General features: G+C 73.1%; 17 protein-coding genes. 6 read left to right on the top strand and 11 right to left on the bottom strand.

Going from position 1 to position 17,468, the window contains the following annotated elements:
• From AOK23_RS30300 to ribA, 4 genes are all read right to left on the bottom strand, one after another.
• On the bottom strand, positions 1-783 hold a 783-nt coding region (locus tag AOK23_RS30300; protein WP_240496631.1), incomplete at its 3' end, for a saccharopine dehydrogenase C-terminal domain-containing protein.
• A complete protein-coding gene (locus tag AOK23_RS30295; RefSeq protein ID WP_055715777.1) occupies positions 776-1,831 on the bottom strand; it encodes a saccharopine dehydrogenase in 1,056 nt (351 codons plus the stop codon). The genes AOK23_RS30300 and AOK23_RS30295, both read right to left, overlap by 8 nt.
• Entirely contained in the window at positions 1,828-2,973 is a 1,146-nt protein-coding gene (locus tag AOK23_RS30290; RefSeq protein ID WP_055715776.1) for an NAD(P)/FAD-dependent oxidoreductase, read from the bottom strand. The genes AOK23_RS30295 and AOK23_RS30290 overlap by 4 nt, the downstream gene beginning before the upstream one ends.
• A 221-nt stretch (positions 2,974-3,194) precedes the next feature.
• Complete coding sequence (ribA, locus tag AOK23_RS30285) at positions 3,195-3,854, bottom strand: GTP cyclohydrolase II (protein ID WP_055519911.1); 660 nt, start codon at positions 3,852-3,854, stop codon at positions 3,195-3,197.
• A 78-nt stretch (positions 3,855-3,932) separates the two neighbouring features.
• On the opposite strand from ribA, the gene AOK23_RS45750 reads away from it, so the two are divergent.
• Positions 3,933-4,715 carry a creatininase family protein gene (locus tag AOK23_RS45750; protein WP_079049793.1) on the top strand — a complete coding sequence of 261 codons (783 nt, stop codon included), beginning with the start codon at positions 3,933-3,935 and terminating at the stop codon, positions 4,713-4,715.
• Here the strand turns inward: AOK23_RS45750 and AOK23_RS30280 are convergent.
• The 5 genes from AOK23_RS30280 to AOK23_RS30260 all read right to left on the bottom strand — a co-directional run bounded on the left by AOK23_RS30280 (position 4,598) and on the right by AOK23_RS30260 (position 9,953).
• Complete coding sequence (locus AOK23_RS30280) at positions 4,598-6,040, bottom strand: lysylphosphatidylglycerol synthase transmembrane domain-containing protein (protein ID WP_240496633.1); 1,443 nt, start codon at positions 6,038-6,040, stop codon at positions 4,598-4,600. The two genes, AOK23_RS45750 and AOK23_RS30280, sit on opposite strands and share 118 nt — an antisense overlap.
• 107 nt (positions 6,041-6,147) lie before the next feature.
• Entirely contained in the window at positions 6,148-7,173 is a 1,026-nt protein-coding gene (locus AOK23_RS30275; protein WP_107102905.1) for a class I SAM-dependent methyltransferase, read from the bottom strand.
• Positions 7,170-8,411, bottom strand: coding sequence for a glycosyltransferase family 4 protein (locus tag AOK23_RS30270; protein ID WP_055715774.1), 1,242 nt, complete (start codon positions 8,409-8,411; stop codon positions 7,170-7,172). Before AOK23_RS30270 ends, AOK23_RS30275 begins: the two co-directional genes overlap by 4 nt.
• On the bottom strand, positions 8,408-8,806 hold the full coding sequence (locus tag AOK23_RS30265; protein ID WP_055519615.1) for a 6-pyruvoyl trahydropterin synthase family protein: 399 nt from the start codon (positions 8,804-8,806) through the stop codon (positions 8,408-8,410). Before AOK23_RS30265 ends, AOK23_RS30270 begins: the two co-directional genes overlap by 4 nt.
• Before the next feature lie 166 nt (positions 8,807-8,972).
• On the bottom strand, positions 8,973-9,953 hold the full coding sequence (locus AOK23_RS30260; protein WP_055715773.1) for a zinc-dependent alcohol dehydrogenase: 981 nt from the start codon (positions 9,951-9,953) through the stop codon (positions 8,973-8,975).
• Between the two features lie 108 nt (positions 9,954-10,061).
• On the opposite strand from AOK23_RS30260, the gene AOK23_RS30255 reads away from it, so the two are divergent.
• A complete protein-coding gene (locus AOK23_RS30255) occupies positions 10,062-10,880 on the top strand; it encodes a CDP-alcohol phosphatidyltransferase family protein (protein ID WP_055715772.1) in 819 nt (272 codons plus the stop codon).
• A 25-nt stretch (positions 10,881-10,905) separates the two neighbouring features.
• Here the strand turns inward: AOK23_RS30255 and AOK23_RS30250 are convergent, their stop codons facing one another.
• The gene (locus tag AOK23_RS30250; RefSeq protein ID WP_107102907.1) at positions 10,906-11,838 is read right to left on the bottom strand and encodes an NADP-dependent oxidoreductase; all 933 of its coding nucleotides are present in this window, start codon (positions 11,836-11,838) and stop codon (positions 10,906-10,908) included.
• Between the two features lie 125 nt (positions 11,839-11,963).
• Here AOK23_RS30250 and AOK23_RS30245 point away from each other — a divergent pair, with 125 nt between their 5' ends.
• Positions 11,964-12,926, top strand: coding sequence for a GlxA family transcriptional regulator (locus tag AOK23_RS30245; RefSeq protein ID WP_055715770.1), 963 nt, complete (start codon positions 11,964-11,966; stop codon positions 12,924-12,926).
• Positions 12,927-12,945: 19 nt separating this feature from the next.
• On the opposite strand, the gene AOK23_RS30240 is transcribed toward AOK23_RS30245, so the two are convergent.
• Positions 12,946-13,974, bottom strand: coding sequence for a LacI family DNA-binding transcriptional regulator (locus tag AOK23_RS30240; RefSeq protein ID WP_055715769.1), 1,029 nt, complete (start codon positions 13,972-13,974; stop codon positions 12,946-12,948).
• Between the two features lie 136 nt (positions 13,975-14,110).
• Between AOK23_RS30240 and AOK23_RS30235 the strand changes: the two genes are divergently transcribed.
• From AOK23_RS30235 to AOK23_RS30225, 3 genes are all read left to right on the top strand, one after another.
• Positions 14,111-15,277 carry a phytanoyl-CoA dioxygenase family protein gene (locus AOK23_RS30235; RefSeq protein WP_055715768.1) on the top strand — a complete coding sequence of 389 codons (1,167 nt, stop codon included), beginning with the start codon at positions 14,111-14,113 and terminating at the stop codon, positions 15,275-15,277.
• A gap of 117 nt (positions 15,278-15,394) precedes the next feature.
• Positions 15,395-16,156, top strand: a complete 762-nt coding sequence (locus AOK23_RS30230; RefSeq protein ID WP_055715767.1) for an SDR family oxidoreductase — start codon at positions 15,395-15,397, stop codon at positions 16,154-16,156.
• A gap of 79 nt (positions 16,157-16,235) precedes the next feature.
• Positions 16,236-17,246: a Gfo/Idh/MocA family protein gene (locus AOK23_RS30225; protein ID WP_055715766.1), complete on the top strand. Its 1,011-nt coding sequence runs from the start codon at positions 16,236-16,238 to the stop codon at positions 17,244-17,246.
• Positions 17,247-17,468: the final 222 nt, after the last annotated feature.

Raw genomic sequence — 17,468 nt, 5'->3', positions numbered from 1 at the left:
CGCGGCGAGCCAGCCGTCGAGGCGGAGGGTGCCGCGGACGAAGGTGCGCGGTTTCCAGGCCGGCGGGAGGCCGTACTGGGCGACGAAGGGCACGCTGTCGCGGTTGGGGTAGGCCTCGAAGGTCTCGCCGTCGACGACGTACGGACGGGTCGCCCTCCAGGGGCGCTCGGCCGTCGTCTCCGTACCGTCCTCGATGTAGCGGGCCGGTGCGCGCAGGGCGTTCAGGACCCCGGCGGGTGCCCAGCTGAAGCGGTACCTGAAGTCGTTCGGCACGGCCGGGACGCCGCCGCAGTACGAGGTCAGGGTGTACGAGGCGGCCGTGTCGGGCCCGATCGCCGCGGTCGCCCGGGCGATCAGGCTGTGGGCGAAGAGGTGGTCGATGCCGGGGTCGAGTCCCGCCTCGGTGAGGACGGTGACGCCCGCCGCCCCGGCCGTCGGCGCCAGTTCCAGGACCGCGTCCGAGACATAGCTGGAGCAGGCGAAGTGGGCCCGCGCCTCGACGCAGGCCCCGAGCAACGGCGCGTGCTCCGGGGCCGGGAGCATCGAGACGACCACGTCGCCGGGGGCCAGCTCGGCCGCGAGTGCCGCGCGCGTGTACGCGCGGGGCTCGGCGCGGCCCGCGAGGCCAAGGGCGGCCAGGGCCCCCTCGGCGCGCTCCTCGGTGCGGTGCCACAGCCGTACCCGGGCGGCGGTGTCGCACAGCTTCGCCAGGCCGCTGCCCGTGGAGAGGCCGGCACCGACCCAGTGGACGGTGCCGCTCGCGGGGACCGCGCCATCAGTCATCCGGCAACTCCCTTGTCATCAGGCCCAGTTCATGGGACGCGCGGCGGAACCGGTCCAGGCAGCGGCCCCACGCGCCACCGGTCCGGAAGTCCAGCAGCTGCGGCAGCAGCGCGGCGGAGAAGTCCGTGCTCGCCTCGCGGGGCAGCAGGGAGGGCAGGTTGTCGATCGCGATCAGGTCGAGGGGCGGGTGCTCGCGCAGTCGGCGGACCGGGTGGTCCCAGTCGGTGGTGGTGTCGTAGAACGGCAGGACGTTCATGGGTGAGCCGACGTCGACGGTGACGTCGGCGAGGGTGCGCAGCCGGCGGTCCGGCGCGTCGAGGTCCTTGTCCGTGAGGAACGGCGGCACCGGGCTCGTCGTCAGCACGGTGTTGACCATCAGGTCGTGGGTGAGCAGGGCGCCCTTGTCGAGGTCGCGGGTCTCGGCCACGTCCCAGCAGGTGGGCTCCACGCCGGCCTCGTCGAGCGCGGCCCGCGCACCGCTCCCGCTGCGGCCCAGGGCGCCGATCACCAGCGCGGTCAGATCGCCCTCGGAGGCGCGCAGCCGGGCCTCCATCTCCTCCTTGGCCATGGGCACCAGCGGCGTCTCCAGACCGCCCCGGTGGTGCAGCACCGCGAGGGCCGCGCCGAGGTAGCCGGCCCAGAAGCCGAACGCGGCGAGCCTGCGGCCCTGGTCGTCCACCAGGTACTCCAGGTCCAGCAGCGCCCCGCCCCCGGCGGCGAACCTGCGCAGCAGCGCCTCGGCGCCGGGCTGGCCCTTGTAGGCGTGCCCGAAGAAGATGTGCCGGTGGGTGAGTTCGGCGGGCTCGTCGGGGAGTTCCTTCAGGCCCACGATCACCGCGTCGCACGGGGCCTCCGGCCAGCGGCCCGGCTCGGTGACCTCGCAGCCCGCCTCCTCGTACGCCTCCGTCGGGAAGATCCGCTGCGGGGAGTCCTCGACGGTGATCCGTACGCCGCTCTCGACGAGCCGCCGGGCGTCGGACGGGACGATCGGGGTGCGGCGTTCGGTGGTACGGGTCTCGTGGCGGAGCCACAAGTGGCGATCGGTCATACGAGGTTGGCCTCCGGGCGCAGCGCGTCGGCCGTGAAGCGGTCGACGCTCAAGGGGCTGATGTCGACGAAGGGTACGCGGCCGAGGTACAGGTCGCGGACCACCTCGCCGACCGCCGGCCCCTGGAGGAACCCGTGGCCGGAGAAACCGGTGGCGTAGAGGAAGCGCGAGCATGAACCGGCCTCGCCGATCAGGGCGTTGTGGTCCGGGGTGATCTCGTACAGGCCCGCCCAGCCGCCCGTGCGGCGCAGGTCGAGCAGGGCGGGCGCCCGGTGCTCCATGGCCGCGTAGAGGCGGGGGATCCAGCGGTCGTGGGTGTCGGTGGCGAAGCCGGGCCGTTCGTCGGGGTCGGACATGCCGACGAGGAGGCCGGGGCCCTCGGTGTGGAAGTAGAGGCTGCTGGTGAAGTCGATCGTCATGGGCAGGTCGGGCAGCAGGCCCGGCACCGGTTCGGTGACCGCGATCTGGCGGCGCAGCGGCTCCACGGGGAGGTCCACGCCGACCATGGCGCCGATGGACCGGGACCAGGCGCCGGCCGCGCACACCACGGTGTCGGTGACGATGCGGCCCTTGCTGGTGACCACTGCGGTGATGGTGTCCCGCCACGTCTCGATGCCCAGGACCTCGCAGTTGCGCAGGACGGTCGCGCCATGGCGGCGGGCGCCCGCCGCGTAGCCGTGGACCACGGACTCGGGGGTGCAGTGCCCGTCGTCGGGCGAGAACGCGGCGGCGAGCAGCCCGTCGGTGCTGATCAGCGGGGAGAGCCGCTGGGCCTCGGCGGGGTCGATCATGCGGCTGGGCACACCCAGGTCGTTCTGCAGCTGTACGCCGGCCTCGAACTGGGCGACCTCGTCGGGCGTCGACAGCAGGAAGAGGTAGCCGACCCGGTGGAGGCCGATGTCGTGGCCCAGGTCCTGTCCGAAGCGGCCGAACGCCTCCAGGCTGCGGGCGCCGAGCTGGATGTTCAGTTCGTCGGAGAACTGTGCGCGTACGCCGCCGGCGGCCCGTGCGGTGGAGCCGGAGGCGAGTTCGTCCCGTTCGACGAGGACGACGTCGTCCACTCCTGCGGCGGCGAGATGGTAGGCGATGCTCGTGCCGATGACACCGCCGCCTATGACGACGACCCGTGCGCTGCGGATCACGTACGCGGCTCCCTTCGTCCGGTCGTGGTCGGTTCACCCGACGGAGTCAGGTCTTCCACCACAGGCGAACGTTCATGCGGTACGGCAGCGGAGTCGGCCCGGGCGCGCCATGCGCACCGGCCCGCCGGAACGTTACGGCGGGCGCGGCGGCCGGTGTCGGACGATCCGATGACGGCCGCCGCGCGACCCCGTGCGGCATGGGGGAACGCGTGGTGCGGCGCTCAGGAGGAGTGGACCACCGCGTCCAAGTGGGGCAGGTAGTGGTCCAGCCGCTCACGCTTGGTGCGCAGGTAGGTGATGTTGTCCTCGCAGGGCGTGATCAGCAGCGGCACCTGCTCGGAGACCTGGATGCCGTGGCGCAGCAGCGCCTCCCGCTTGCGCGGGTTGTTCGACATCAACCGCACGGACCGTACGCCGAGGTCGTGCAGCATCTCGGCCGCCACCCGGTAGTCGCGGGCGTCCACCGGCAGGCCGAGGGCGATGTTCGCCTCGACGGTGTCCAGGCCCTCGGCCTGGAGCTTCATCGCCTGGAGCTTGGCGAGCAGCCCGATGCCGCGCCCCTCGTGGCCGCGCAGGTAGACGAGGACGCCCCGGCCCTCCGCGACGATGGCGCGCAGCGCGCTGTCGAGCTGTTCCCCGCATTCGCAGTGCTGGGAGCCGAACGCGTCACCGGTCAGGCACTCCGAGTGCAGCCGGACGAGTATGTTCTCGCCGCCGCTGATGTCGCCGTACACCAGCGCCACTTGTTCCTCGCCGCGATCCTGGTCGAGATAACCTACGGCCTCGAAGTCGCCGTACGTCGTGGGCAGCGGTGCATTGACCACGCGGACGGCACCGGAGGACTGGGCGTGAGCGCCGAGTACGCCAACATTTTCTGTCATGATCTGGTTCCTATCTGGTGAGTCCTGACGTCATGCGAAAATGACGGAGCATCAGCAGAGACGAAAGGCCGGGAAAAGATGAGCAGTTCGGGAACGGAGTCCGGTGCGCGGCAGGAGGGACGGGGACAGCAGCCGACGGTATACGGTCTGCTGCCCGCCGACACCACCGCGGACGTACGGGAGCGCGGCGCGGAGGTCGGCCGGCAGGTCGCGGTGCTTCCGGTCGGCAGCTTCGAGCAGCACGGCCCGTATCTGCCGCTGGCCACGGACACGCTGGTGGCGTGCGCCATAGCGCGGGAGATAGCCGCCGCCTACCCGGTGCACCTCCTGCCGCCCGTGACCATCGCCTGCTCGCACGAGCACGCCGGCTGGCCGGGCACGGTGAGCATTTCCGCGACGACCCTGCACGCGATGGTCCGCGACATCGCAGACTCGCTGCGCCGGTCGGGCGTCGAGGCGCTGGTCGTGGTGAACGGACACGGCGGGAATTACGTCCTGGGCAATGTCGTCCAGGAATCCACCGCGGCGGGACATCGAATGGCGCTTTTCCCGGCGATGGAGGACTGGGAGGCCGCCCGTGAACGGGCGGGTGTCGAGACCTCGTTGCTCAGTGATATGCATGCGGGAGAAATTGAGACCTCCATACTTCTGCATTGCCATCCGGAATTGGTCCGGCCCGGTCACGAGACCACCGATTTCCTTGCCGACGACCGCCGTCATCTCCTCTCCCTCGGTATGTCGGCCTACACCGATTCCGGTGTGATCGGCCGTCCTTCGTTGGCGTCCGCCGCGAAGGGGAAGGAATTGCTGGAGGGGTTCGTGGAGTCCTTCGGGGCGTACTTCTCCGTGGTCACGGACTGACGGCGGGCCCGCAGCGAGCCGTACCAGCGGCCGACGAGGACCAGGGCCCCCGGCAGCGCCGCCGCGAAGCTGAGCACGCCGTAGACGACGGCCACGGTCAGGCCCTGGGAGGCGCCCAGACCCGCCGCGCCGAACGACCAGGCGGTGACGCCCTCGCGGGGGCCCCAGCCGCCGACGTTCAGCGGCAGGCTCATGGCGATCAGGGCCAGCAGCGCGAGCGGCACCAGGGCCGCCGGGCCCGCGGAGGTGCCGGTGACGCGCGCGGCGAGCAGGAACATCGCCACGTACCCGGCCAGCACCACCACGGAGGAGATCAGCACCGCCGGGCCGCTGTCGCGGTTCAGCAGGGCGCCGCGCGCCTCGGTGAGGGCGGCGCGGACCCGGCCGCTCCGGCCGCGCCCGGGACGCGGCTTCCGGCCCATCCGCAGCGCCGCCCAGATCGCGGTCGCGCCCAGGGTGACCAGCGCCAGGACGCCCGCCGTGTGACGGGTCTGCTCCAGCACCGGTGAGGGCATCGTCAGCAGGACCGCCACGCCCACGACGGCCAGCACCAGCTGACCCGCCGTCCGCTCGATGACCACCGCGCGCACGCCGCGCCCCATGTCCCCGGAGCTCTGTCCGTGCCGGACGGCCCGGTGCACGTCGCCGATGACACCGCCGGGGAGCGCCGCGTTGAGGAACAGTGCCCGGTAGTAGTCCGCGACGGCCGGGCCGAGCGGCAGCCGCAGGCCCAGCGCCCTCGTCACCGCGCACCAGCGCCAGGCGCTGACCACGGTCGTCAGCACGCCGATGCCGACGGCGGCGACCAGCGTCCCACCGTCGATGCGCCGCAGCCCGTCCACGAACACACCGGTCCCGAGCCGCCACACGACGACCACGAGAATGATCGTTCCGGCGATGCTCCCGAAGTGGGCGCGCAGGGCGCGGAGCGCCTTGCCGGCGGCACGAGGGCGCGGCGCGGCCGGGGCGTCGTCCTCTGCGGGGAGGACCGCTGCCCGGGCGGCGGACACGTCATCACCCGGCAGCACGCGCGGTGCCGGACGGCCGGACGCCGTGTCGGCCGGGGCCCGGTGGCCGTCGAACGGCTCGGCGGGCGCCGCCGCGGGCGTGTGGCCGGGCAGCGGGGCCGAGGACGCCCGGGGTGCCCGGACCGGACCCGCCGAGAGGCTGCGGGCGGCCGGGGTGACCACGGTCGGGGGCTTCGCCGGGGCGGGGTGCGCGGCGGCGCCGTGGGCTTCCGTGCGGGTGTCGCCCGGTGCCGCGGTGGCCGGCGCCTCGGTCAGCGTCCGCTGGCGCGGGATGGTGACGGGCGCGGTCGTGCGCATGCGCGCCCGCGCCGACGGGGCGCTCGCCCGCACACGCGCCCGGACCCCCTTCGGCCGTACCCGGACCCGTCGTTCGCCCGCCGACGCGCGGGTGTCCACCGGCGCCGTCATGACGTGCCGCCCGTCGGCCGGGGCAGGGCCAGGAGGTCGCTGTGGTGGAGGGTGACGCGCAACTCGCCCGCCGCGCAGGCCGCCAGGCGGTCGCGGAGGTAGGCCTCGGCGCGCTCGGTGAGTTCGGGGCGCTGTTCGCAGGCCGCGCCGACCCAGCCGCGCAGCCACTCCTCGGTGAGGGCGATGTGCCGGTCGTCGAGCTGCCAGGGGCTCGGGTGGACCCGGACCGTGGCGCCCCGCTGGGCGAACGCCTCGCAGGCCACGGTGATCGCGTCGGGGCCGAGCAGCTCGCTCGCGCGCTGGTGGGCGTTGAACGCCTCGGCGATCTCCTGGTCCATGGGGTGGGCCGGTACGAGGTCGGCCCGGCCGACGACGGAGAGCGTCAGCAGCGCGGGCACGCCGGCGTCCGCGCAGGCACCGGCGAGCGCCTCGATCTCCTCGCGGGTGAGGACGTCGAGCAGCGCGGACGCGGTGACGAGGGAGGCGCCGGCCAGGTCTTCCGCCGTGAGCCGCCCGATGTCGCCGCGCCGGGTGGTGACCGTGACGGGGCTGCCGTCGGCGCCCGCGCGCGGCGCCCGCTCGATGGCCAGCCGCAGCAGGGCGGGGTCCTGGTCGTGCAGGACCCACTGCTGGGCGCCGTCGAGCCGGGGCGCGAGCCAGCGGCCCATCGAGCCGGTGCCGCAGCCGAGGTCGTGGACGACCAGGCCGGTGGCCCGGCGGGGCAGGTTCGCCAGACGTATGCGCAGCGGGTCGAGCAGGTCCGCCGCGCGCGCGACGGCGTCGGCGCTCTCCCGCAACTCCAGCCACTGCGGGGCGTACTGGTGTCCCTCGGCCGCCGGGGTGTCACCGCCCCGCCCCGCCATGCTGAGCGCGGCGCCGGAGGCGGAGGCCGCGGTGACCGACCCGCCCGCGACGGGAGCCGCCCCACCAACGGGGAGCGGGGCACCCGCGCCCATGCCAGGGGAACCCGCCGCGTCCGCGGACGCCGTCGTCGTGGTCGCCGTCGAGGCTGAAGTGGTCATGCCGCCCTCCGGGGTTCGTGGCGCAGTCGTCCGAGGACGTGGGCCAGGCTGCGGGCCGTGGTCGCCCAGCCGTCGAGCGCGGCGCGGCGACCGCGCGCCGCGGCCTTCAGCCGGCGCCGCACGTCCGCCTCCCCGAACCAGCCCCGCAGCTCCGACGCGATGGCCGCGGGGTTCTCCGGCGGGACGAGGATGCCGGGCACGCCGCCGTCGGGGGCGCGGCCGACGGCCTCCGGCAGACCGCCGACGTCCGTGGCCAGCACGGGGATCCCTCGGGCGAGGGCCTCGGTGACCGCCATCCCGTACGTCTCGGCGTACGAGGTGAGGACCATGAGGTCGGCGGAGGCGTAGCTGGCGTCGAGTTCGGCGCCCGCCTGCGGTCCGGCGAGGTGCAGCCGGTCCTCCAGGCCGAACTTGGCGACGAGGCCCCGGATGTGGTCGACGTACTCGGGGTCCTGGTCGATGCCGCCGACGAGGACGCAGCTCCACGGCAGGTCGGTGACCGTCGCGAGGGCCTCGACCAGTCGGTGCTGCCCCTTGCGCGGGGTGACCGCGGCGACGCACAGCAGCCGGGAGACGCCGTCGGTGCCGGAGGCGAGGGGGGCGATGTCGGCGCCGGGGGCGGCGACATGGACCCGCTCGGGGGCGAGGCCGTGGTGGGACACCAGTCGGCGGACCGCCCAGTCGCTGGTCGCGATCACGGCGGACACGCCCCGCAGGGTCGTGCGCTCCTTGGCGTCGAGGTCGGCGGCCACGTCCGGCTCCAGGCCGGTCTCGTCGCCGAGCGGCAGATGCACCAGGACGGCCAGGCAGAGGCGTTCGGCCTCGGGGAGGATGATCTCGGGGACCCCGCAGGCGACGAGTCCGTCCAGGAGGACGACCGTGCCGTCGGGGAATTCCCGCAGCGTACGGGCGAGTTCGGCGCGGGCGTCCGCATCGGGGCGCGGCCAGCTGCCGGAAAGGGCGTGCTGGTGCACCTGCCAGCCGAAGCCGGGCAGATCGAGGCAGATCCGGCGATCGTAGGCGTTGCCGCCGCTGGGGCGGGCCACGTCGTTGACGCCGCCCGGCATCACGAAGTGCACGGAGCGCAGCGACATGGGCACGATCGCGGCGGTCTTCAGCGCCGCGTTCTGCACGGGCACGTAGCCGAGCCTCACTTGCTCTCCCCCGTCGGCCTGCGCGGCACCGCTTGTCTGGGCGGCGGTGCCGAGGTCCGCCCGGTCGATGGTCGTGTCGGTCACAGGGCACGCTCGTAGCTCGCCCAGGCGATGTGCGATTCGTGCAGGGTGACCGTGATGCCCGCGATGCCCTTGGCGTTCTCGCCCATGGCGCCCTTGTGGATCCGCTCGGCGAGCCGGTCCGCGATCACCTTGGCGAGGAACTCCGTCGAGGTGTTGGTGTTCGCGAAGTCGGGCTCGTTGTCGAGGTTGCGGTAGTTCAACTCGCTCACCACGGCGCCCAGCTCCTGCGTGGCCAGCCCGATGTCTACGACGATGTTGTCGTCGTCCAGCTCGGCGCGCCGGAAGGTGGCGTCCACGAGGAAGGTGGCGCCGTGCAGGCGCTGCGCGGGTCCGAAGACCTCCCCGCGGAAGCTGTGGGCGATCATGATGTGATCGCGGACGGTGATGCTGAACAACGGACGACCCTCCAGTGCGGTACGTCTGCCCCCGGGCCGGGGCATGCCGTGTAGTACGGCTGCTCCCTACCCGTTGTTCAGCCGAGTTTTGCGGTTTCTTGGGGGTCAGCGTTCCGTCGGGGCAGTTCAGGGGCGGGTGGGGCGGACGCGCTGACCGGTCAGTAGGTCACTCGGCGGCGTACCGTACCCGATGGCAGAGCCCCGGCAGCTCTCCGCTCGCGAGTCTCGGCAGCACGTCGGGGAGTTCGTCGAAGGCACACTCCCCCGTGACGAGCGCGTCGAAGCGTGCGTCGGCGAGGAGTTCGAGGGCGAGCGCCAACCGGTCGGCGTAGGTGCGGCCGGGGCGGGCGGCCGGGGAGACGGTGCCGACCTGGCTGCTGCGGATCGTGAGCCGGCGCGAGTGGAAGGCCTCGCCGAGCGGCAGGGCGATCCGGCGGTCGCCGTACCAGCTGAGTTCGATGACGGTGCCCTCGGCGGCGAGCAGGCCGAGCGAGGTGACGAGGCCCTGTTCGCTGGCGCTGGCGTGCACGACGAGGTCGCACTCCCCGAGCGCGTCGCCGGGCAGCGCGAAGTCCACACCGAGGGCGCGGGCGATGTCGGCGCGCGCGGGGTCGGCGTCGACGAGTTGGACCCGTACACCGGGGTAGCGGGCGAGGAGGGCGGCCACCGAGCAGCCGACCATGCCGCCGCCGACGACGGCGATCCGGTCACCGACGAGGGGCGCCGCGTCCCACAGGGCGTTGACGGCGGTCTCGACGGTGCCGGCGAGGACGGCGCGGGCCGCGGGGACGGACTCCGGCACGACGGTGACGGCGCTCGTCGGGACGACGTAGCGGCTCTGGTGCGGATACAGGCAGAACACGTTCCGGCCGACCAGTGCGTCCGGCCCTTCTTCGACCCGGCCGACGCTGAGGTAGCCGTACTTCACCGGGGCCGGGAACTCTCCCTCCTGGAAGGGCGCGCGCATGGTCGCGTGCTGGTTCTCGGGTACGCGACCGCTGAACACGAGGGTCTCCGTGCCACGGCTGACACCCGTGTACAGCGTGCGGACGAGCACCTCGCCCTCGGCCGGGGCGGCGAGCCGCTCCTCGCGGATCTCGCCCTGTCCCGGGGTGCTGAGCCAGAAGGCGCGGGCTGTGTGTTTCATAGGGGTCTCCGTGAACGGTCGGGCGGTTCTCCACGTACGCAGCGGTGGAAGTCGCGGAACGGTACGCGGCGATGATCGACTCTTCCACACACGTTCGGAAGGTTTGCGGTGGCCCTGAACAACACTTACGACGGCCGGCTGGTGCTCTCTGAGACGGCGGTGGGCGCGGGCGCCCAGGTGCTGCTGCTCGCCTTCCTGGGTACGGCGATCGGACTGGGTCCTGCGGGCTGGCTGACCGGGCTGGCGTTCGCGTTCGCCACCTGGGCGGTCCTCAACCGCGCGCTGCTGCGCACCCGGCCCCGCTCCTTCGGCCCCGCGAACCGGGTCACGCTCGGCCGGGCGGTCCTGGTCGGCGCGGTCACCGCGCTGGTCGCCGACTCCTTCCAGAGCTCGCCGCCCGTCTCGCTGTTCGTCGGTCTGACCGCCGTGGCCCTGATACTCGACGGCGTCGACGGCAAGGTGGCCCGGCGCACGGGCACGTCGACCGCGCTGGGCGCCCGCTTCGACATGGAGGTCGACGCGTTCCTGATCCTGGTGCTGAGCGTGTACGTGTCGATGTCGCTCGGCCCGTGGGTGCTGCTGATCGGCCTGATGCGGTACGGCTTCGTCGCCGCCGCCAGGGCCATGCCGTGGCTGAACGGTTCTCTCCCGCACAGCATGGCCCGCAAGACGGTCGCCGCGATCCAGGGTGTCTTCCTGCTGGTCGCCGCCTCCGGGCTGCTGCCGTACGCCGCGAACTTCGCCGTCGTCGCGGTGGCGCTGGGCTCGCTGGTCTGGTCGTTCGGGCGGGACATCGCCTGGCTGTACGGCAACCGCGAGGGCCAGGAGACGGCGACGGCCACGGTGACCGTGCCGGAGCCGGTGACCGTGGCCGTGACCGTCGAGGCCGCCGCGGAGCGCCGCGAGGCCCAGCTGGTGTCGAGCTGACGCCGGGTGTGCCCGGCGGTTGGACTCAGTCCACCGTGAGGACGATCTTCCCGGTGGTCCGGCCGGTCTCCCCGTGGGCGTGTGCCTTGCCCGCCTCGGCGAGCGGGAAGGTGGCGTCGACGCGGGCGCGCAGCTTCCCCTCCGCGACGAGGTCGGCGATGGCCCGCATCCCCGCCCGGTCCGCCTCGACCAGCAGCACCGCGAGCCGCGCCCCCAGCTCCGCGGCCTGCCTCGCGTCGTCCTCGAACCCCGTCGGCACGATCGTGACGAGGGTGCCGCCCGGACGCAGGACGTCCAGGGAACGGGTGCGGACGTCCCCGCCCAGGGTGTCCAGGACCACGTCGACGTCCTTCACCCGCTCGGCGAAGTCCTCGGTCCGGTAGTCGATCAGCTCGTCGGCGCCCAGTTCACGCAGCACGTCGTGCTTGCCGGCGCTGGCCGTCCCGATGACGTACGCGCCCCTGGCCTTGGCGATCTGCACGGCGAGGTGCCCCACTCCCCCGGCGGCCGCGTGGATCAGCACCCGCTGACCGGGCCGTACGTCGGCGGTGTCCACGAGCGCCTGGTACGCGGTGAGCGCGGCCAGCGGCAGCGCGCCGCCCTCGACATGGTCGATGTTCTCCGGCTTGTGGGCGAAGGCACGGGCCGGTCCCGTGACGTACTCGGCGTAGGCGCCCGCCCCGTGCGGGTAGGGCAGCATGCCGAAGACCTCGTCGCCCGGCTGGAACAGGGTGACCCCGAAGCCCACCGCCTCGACGACTCCGGAGACGTCCCAGCCCAGTACGGGCAGGGGGTCCGGTACCCACAGTCCGTGGGCGCGGTTCTTCCAGTCCGTCGGGTTCACACCGGCCGCGTGGACGCGGACGAGGATCTCGCTGAGGCCGGGCGTGGGACGCGGCCGTTCGACCTCCTTCAGTACCTCCGGCCCGCCGAAGTCGTCCTGGCTGACGGCACGCATGGTGCCGTGGTTCACGTTCGTTTCCGTCATGGCGTCCAGCCTGCGTCGTGGGCCGACCTCACAACAATGGCACGATGGTCATCATTCGATGGGATCGTGCCACGCGTCGTGGCAGACTGTCCTGTATGACGTCCCCCCACCGAGTGGTGGTCCTCGCCCCCGACCGGGTCTACCCCTTCGAACTCGGCATGCCGAGCCGTATCTTCGGCTCGACCGACGGCCTGTACGAGGTCCTGACCTGCACCGCCGACGGCCTGCCGGTACGTTCGGCCACCGACTTCACGATCTCCGTGGAGCACGGCCCGGAGGTGCTGGACACCGCCGACACCGTGATCATCGCCTCGTTCGGTCCGTTCCCCGCGGCCCTCGGACTGCTGTCGTCCGAGCTTCCCGACCCCCTGGCGGCGGCCCTCGGCCGGATCCGGCCCGGCACCCGGCTCGTGTCCATCTGCACCGGCGCCTTCGTGCTCGCGGCGGCCGGTCTGCTGGACGGCCGGCCCGCCACCACGCACTGGGCGCTCGCCGACACGTTCCGCAAGCACTTCCCGAAGGTCCACCTGGACCCGGACGTCCTGTTCGTGGACGACGGCGACATCCTCACCTCGGCGGGCGCCGCGTCCGGCATCGACATCTGTCTGCACCTGGTGCGCAAGGACCACGGCAGCGAGGTCGCCAACCGGGTGGCCCGGCGGTGCGTGGTGCCGCCGTGGCGGGAGGGTGGCCAGGCCCAGTACATCGAGCAGCCCGTCCCCCAGGACCCGGCGAGCGGCACGGCCGCCACCCGCGCGTGGGCCCTCGAACGCCTCGACTCCCCGCTCACCCTGACGGACCTCGCCCAGCACGCACGGATGAGCCTGCGCACCTTCGCCCGCCGCTTCAACGACGAGGTCGGCATGAGCCCCGGCCGCTGGCTCGTCCAGCAGCGGATCACCCGCGCCCGGCATCTCCTGGAGTCCACGGACCTACCGGTCGACGAGATCGCCGGCCATGTCGGCTTCGCCACCGGCACCTCGCTGCGCCAGCACCTGCACGCGGCGATCGGGGTGTCCCCGCTGGCCTACCGGCGCACGTTCCGGACCGGCGTCTGAGGGACCTCGGGCCCGTCGGCTATCCGTTGCCCGGCGGCATGTTGTACGGGGTGACCACCTGGATCGCCGAGGGCAGGGACGGGCCCTCGTCCGGGAGGGCCTGGTGGGCACGCATGATGGTCTGGCAGGCGCGGCGCAGGTCCTGGCGGAGGTCGTGGTGGAGCACGGCGGACAGCCGGCCGGCCCGCAGCAGCCGGGTGTTGTCGTGGTCCAGGTCGTGCGCGACGAAGACGTGCGGCTCCCGCCCCGCGGCGGCGAAGGCGTCGAGCGTCGCGGTGTTGCCGCCGCCGATGGAGTAGACGGCGGCGAGGTCCGGCTCCCGCTCCAGCGCGTCCCGGACCAGGTCCCGCTGGGTGGCGTCGAGGCCGTCGCTGTCGGTGACCTCGACGAGCCTCCGGGCCGGTGCGGCGGCCCGCATCGCCGCCCGGAACCCCATCTCGCGCTCCTCCTCGTTGCGGTAGAAGCCCCGGCTGATCGTCACCAGGACGGCGCCGGTCCGGTCGCCGAGCCACTGCCGGACCAGATAGGCGGCGGTCGCCCCGGCGGCCCGGTTGTCGATGCCGACGTACGCGCTGCGCGGGCTGCTCGGCAGGTCCGTCGCCAGGGTGACGACGGGGATGCCGGCCGCGACCAGCCGTTCGATGGCGGCGGTGACCTCGGGGACGTCGGGGGCCTTGAGGATCACGCCCTGCGAGCCGCGCCGCCCGATCCGGTCGAGCATCCGGACCATCTCCGAGGCGGGCCCGGTCTCCCGGAAGTGGAAGCGGGAGCGCACGACCGCCGGGTGCAGGGACGGCAGTTCGGCCTCCAGGGCCTCCCGCACGGCCGTCGAGAACCGGTCCGGCGACTGCATCACGATGTCGACCATGAACGTACGGCCGCCGATGCGCACCTGGGTCCGCTGCCGGTCCAGGTCCTTGATCGCCTGCTCGACCTCGCGGGCGGTGCTCTCCCGCACCCCGCCGCGGCCGTTGAGGACCCGGTCGACCGTGGCCAGGCTCAGCCCGGCCTGACGGGCGATCTCACGGATCGTGTAGGGGTGTCCCATGGCTGCTGTTCCCGGTTGCGGATGAGGGGTTTTTGAGGGGCTGCTGAGGGTTGAATGAGGGTGGTCCGGGCCCAAGACTGACAGAGACGGCGGCCCCACGAAAGACCGGCCGACCAGACCAGGGAAAGGACCCGGCATGGCCCTCACCGCTGCGGGCTCGGCGATCTGGCTGTCCGAGGAGGACTGCGACCTCGTCGCGTTCCGCGCCCTGGTCGAGCGCACCACCGACCCCCGCGACCACCCGTACGCGGAGGGCGTCGAGCGGAACGTCCCCGTCTACGACGGCGAGCGGCTCCGGGCGGCGTCGGACCGCCGCGCCGTGCAGGTCGAGCTGGTCCGGGCGATGCTCGACGGTCCCGGTGTCGTCGTCCTCAAGCGGGCCTTCCCCAACCCGCGGGTCGTGGACGCGGCCACCGCGGCCTTCACGGCACTGATCGAGGAGGAACGGGCCTCCGGGTCGGCCCGCGGCGACCACTTCGCGAAGCCCGGCGCCAACGACCGGGTGTGGAACGCGCTGGAGAAGACGGCCGTACGCGCCCCGGAGGCGTTCGCCGACTACTACGCCAACGACATGCTGGCGCTGGTCTCCGAGGCGTGGCTCGGCCCCGGCTACCAGGTGACGTCGCAGATCAACGTGGTCAACCCGGGCGGCGCGGCGCAGAGCCCGCACCGCGACTACCACCTCGGCTTCCTCGGCCGGGAGCAGGCGGCCCGGTACCCGGCGCACGTCCACCGGCTCTCCCCCGTGCTGACCCTCCAGGGCGCGGTCGCCCACTGCGACATGCCCGTCGAGTCCGGCCCGACCCTGTACCTGCCGTACTCGCAGACGTACGAGCCGGGCTACCTGGCCTGGCGGCTGCCCGAGTTCGCCGCGTACTTCGACGCCCACCACGTGCAGCTCCCGCTGGAGAAGGGCGACGCGGTCTTCTTCAACCCGGCGCTGTTCCACGCCGCCGGGCACAACCGGTCGACGGACATCCGGCGGATGGCGAACCTGCTCCAGGTCTCCTCAGCGTTCGGCCGGGCGATGGAGACGGTGGACCACGAGGCCATGGCGAACGCCGTGTTCCCGGTCCTGCTCGCGCGCAAGGCCGACGGCGCCCCCGAGGAGTGGCTGCGCCGCGTGGTCGCGGCCACCGCCGAGGGTTACGCGTTCCCCACGAACCTGGACCGGGACCCGCCGGTCGACGGACTCGCCCCGCCGTCCCAGGCGGACTCTCTGTGGCGTGCGGTGGCGGAGGAGTGGAGCCCGGCGCGGCTGCGCGAGGAACTACGGGCCGGCGCGGAACGACGCCGCACCTGAACCGCCGACGCCGTACCCGAACCGCCGGCGCCGTACTTGAACCGCCGGCGCCGGTTTCGCCGCCGGCACCGCCCGTCGGCCGAAGCGCCGGGCTCGAACGAAAGGAAACACCCCCGGATGGCACTCCTGCAGGACAAGGTCGTCCTCGTCAACGGCGGCAGCCAGGGCGTCGGCGCGGGCATCGTCCGCGCGGCCCTGCGCGAGGGCGCGACCGTCGCGTTCACGGGCCGCCGCGCCGAGGTCGGCGAGAAGCTGGCGGCGGAGACCGGCGCCACCTTCGTACGGGCGGACCTCGCCGACCCGGAGCGGGTGCGCGGCAGCGTGGACGAGGTGATCGCGGCCCACGGCCGGGTCGACTGCCTGGTGAACGCGGCCGGGCTGACCTCCCGCGGCTCGCTGCTCGACACCTCGCCGGAGCTGTTCGACGCGCACATCGCGATCAACCTGCGCGCGCCCTTCTTCGCCATGCAGGCGGTGGTGGCTCATCTGGTGGCCCGCGGGGCGCCCGGCACGATCGTCAACATCGGCTCGAACTGCGCGCACGGCGGCCCTCCGTTCCTCGCGCCGTACTCCGCCGCGAAGGCCGGCCTGGCGGGCCTGACCCGCAACGCCGCCCACGCCCACCGCTGGGACCGGATCCGGATCAACGACCTCAACATCGGCTGGACGGAGACCGAGGGCGAGGACGCGATCCAGCGGGAGTTCCACGACGCGGGTGACGACTGGCGGGAACGGGCGGCCGAGCGGCTGCCGATGGGGAAGCTCGGCCAGGTCGACGAGATCGCCGACTTCGTCGTGTTCCTGCTGTCCGACCGCAGTGGTGTGGTCACCGGTTCACTGATCGACTGGGACCAGAACGTGGTCGGCGCGACCGACTGACCCTTTGACCTGCACGTACCCTTCTCCTCGTTTTCTTTCTCCTCCTCCCCCCCCGTACTTCTGAAAGGGACACTCGATCATGCGCATTGGCATCCTGGGGCTGGGCCGTATCGGCGCCTTCCACGCCGGGACACTGTCCGGGCTGGACGTCGTGGAGGAGCTGGTGGTCTCCGACCCGGTGGCCGCGGCGGCGGCCTCGGCGGCGGAGAAGTTCGGCGCCACGGTCGCCGACTCCCCGGAGGCGGTGTTCGCCTCCGGGATCGACGGAGTCGTGATCACGGCGGCGACGGACGCGCACCCCGGACTGATCCTCGCCGCCGTCGAGGCGGGCATCCCGGTGTTCTGCGAGAAGCCGGTGGCGAAGACGGTGGAGGACAGCCTCACCGTGCTGCGCGCCGTCCGGGACAGCGGCATCGAGGTGCAGATCGGCTACAACCGCCGCTTCGACGCGGGCTGTATGACCGCGCGTGAGGCGGTGCTCAGCGGTGAGCTGGGCGCGCTGCACACCGTGCGGTCGACGACGCTGGACCCGGCTCCGCCGCCGGCGGCGTACGTGGCGGTGTCGGGCGGCATCTTCCGGGACTGCGCGGTGCACGACTTCGACATCGTGCGCTGGGTGACGGGCCGCGAGGTCGTCGAGGTGTACGCGACGGGCGGCAACAAGGGCGCGGAGTACATCAAGGAGGCCGGTGACGTCGACACGGCGTCGTCGCTGCTCACGTTCGACGACGGCACGATCGGCGTCATCTCCAACACCCGCCACAACGCCCGCGGGTACGACGTGCGCCTTGAGGTGCACGGGATGAAGGACAGCATCGCGGCGGGCCTCGACGGCCAGCTCCCCCTCCGCTCGGCGGAGCCGGGCGTGACGTTCCCGGCGGGTCCGCCGCACAACTTCTTCATGGACCGCTTCGCCCCCGCGTACCGCGCCGAACTGACCGCGTTCACCGAGGTCGTCGCGGGCACCCGCCCCTCCCCCTGCACGGTCGCCGACGCGATCGAGGCCAGCTGGATCGCCGAGGCGTGCACCCTGTCGGTCGCCGAACGCCGCCCGGTCCAGCTGGAGGAGGTCCGCAAGAACGCGAGCTGAATGCCCTCAGCGCCGGGCGGGGGCCCCGCCGACCGAGCGGCCCACCGGCCGGTCAGCCGCCGACCGGGCGACCCCTGCCGGGCGGGCTGGGGCCGCGGGCGGCGCCTGACCGGCCGCGGCGGGCGGCTGCGCGGTCTGGCGTCCCCGCCACCGCCCGAGCGGTGCGGCCGGTCGGGACAAGCGCTCCGCCCAACCCGCGCGGGCCGGTCAGCCGCCGACCGG

Source organism: Streptomyces torulosus, assembly GCF_001419765.1.
Classification (GTDB): domain Bacteria; phylum Actinomycetota; class Actinomycetes; order Streptomycetales; family Streptomycetaceae; genus Streptomyces; species Streptomyces torulosus.
This window is presented reverse-complemented; position numbering and strand designations above follow the sequence as displayed.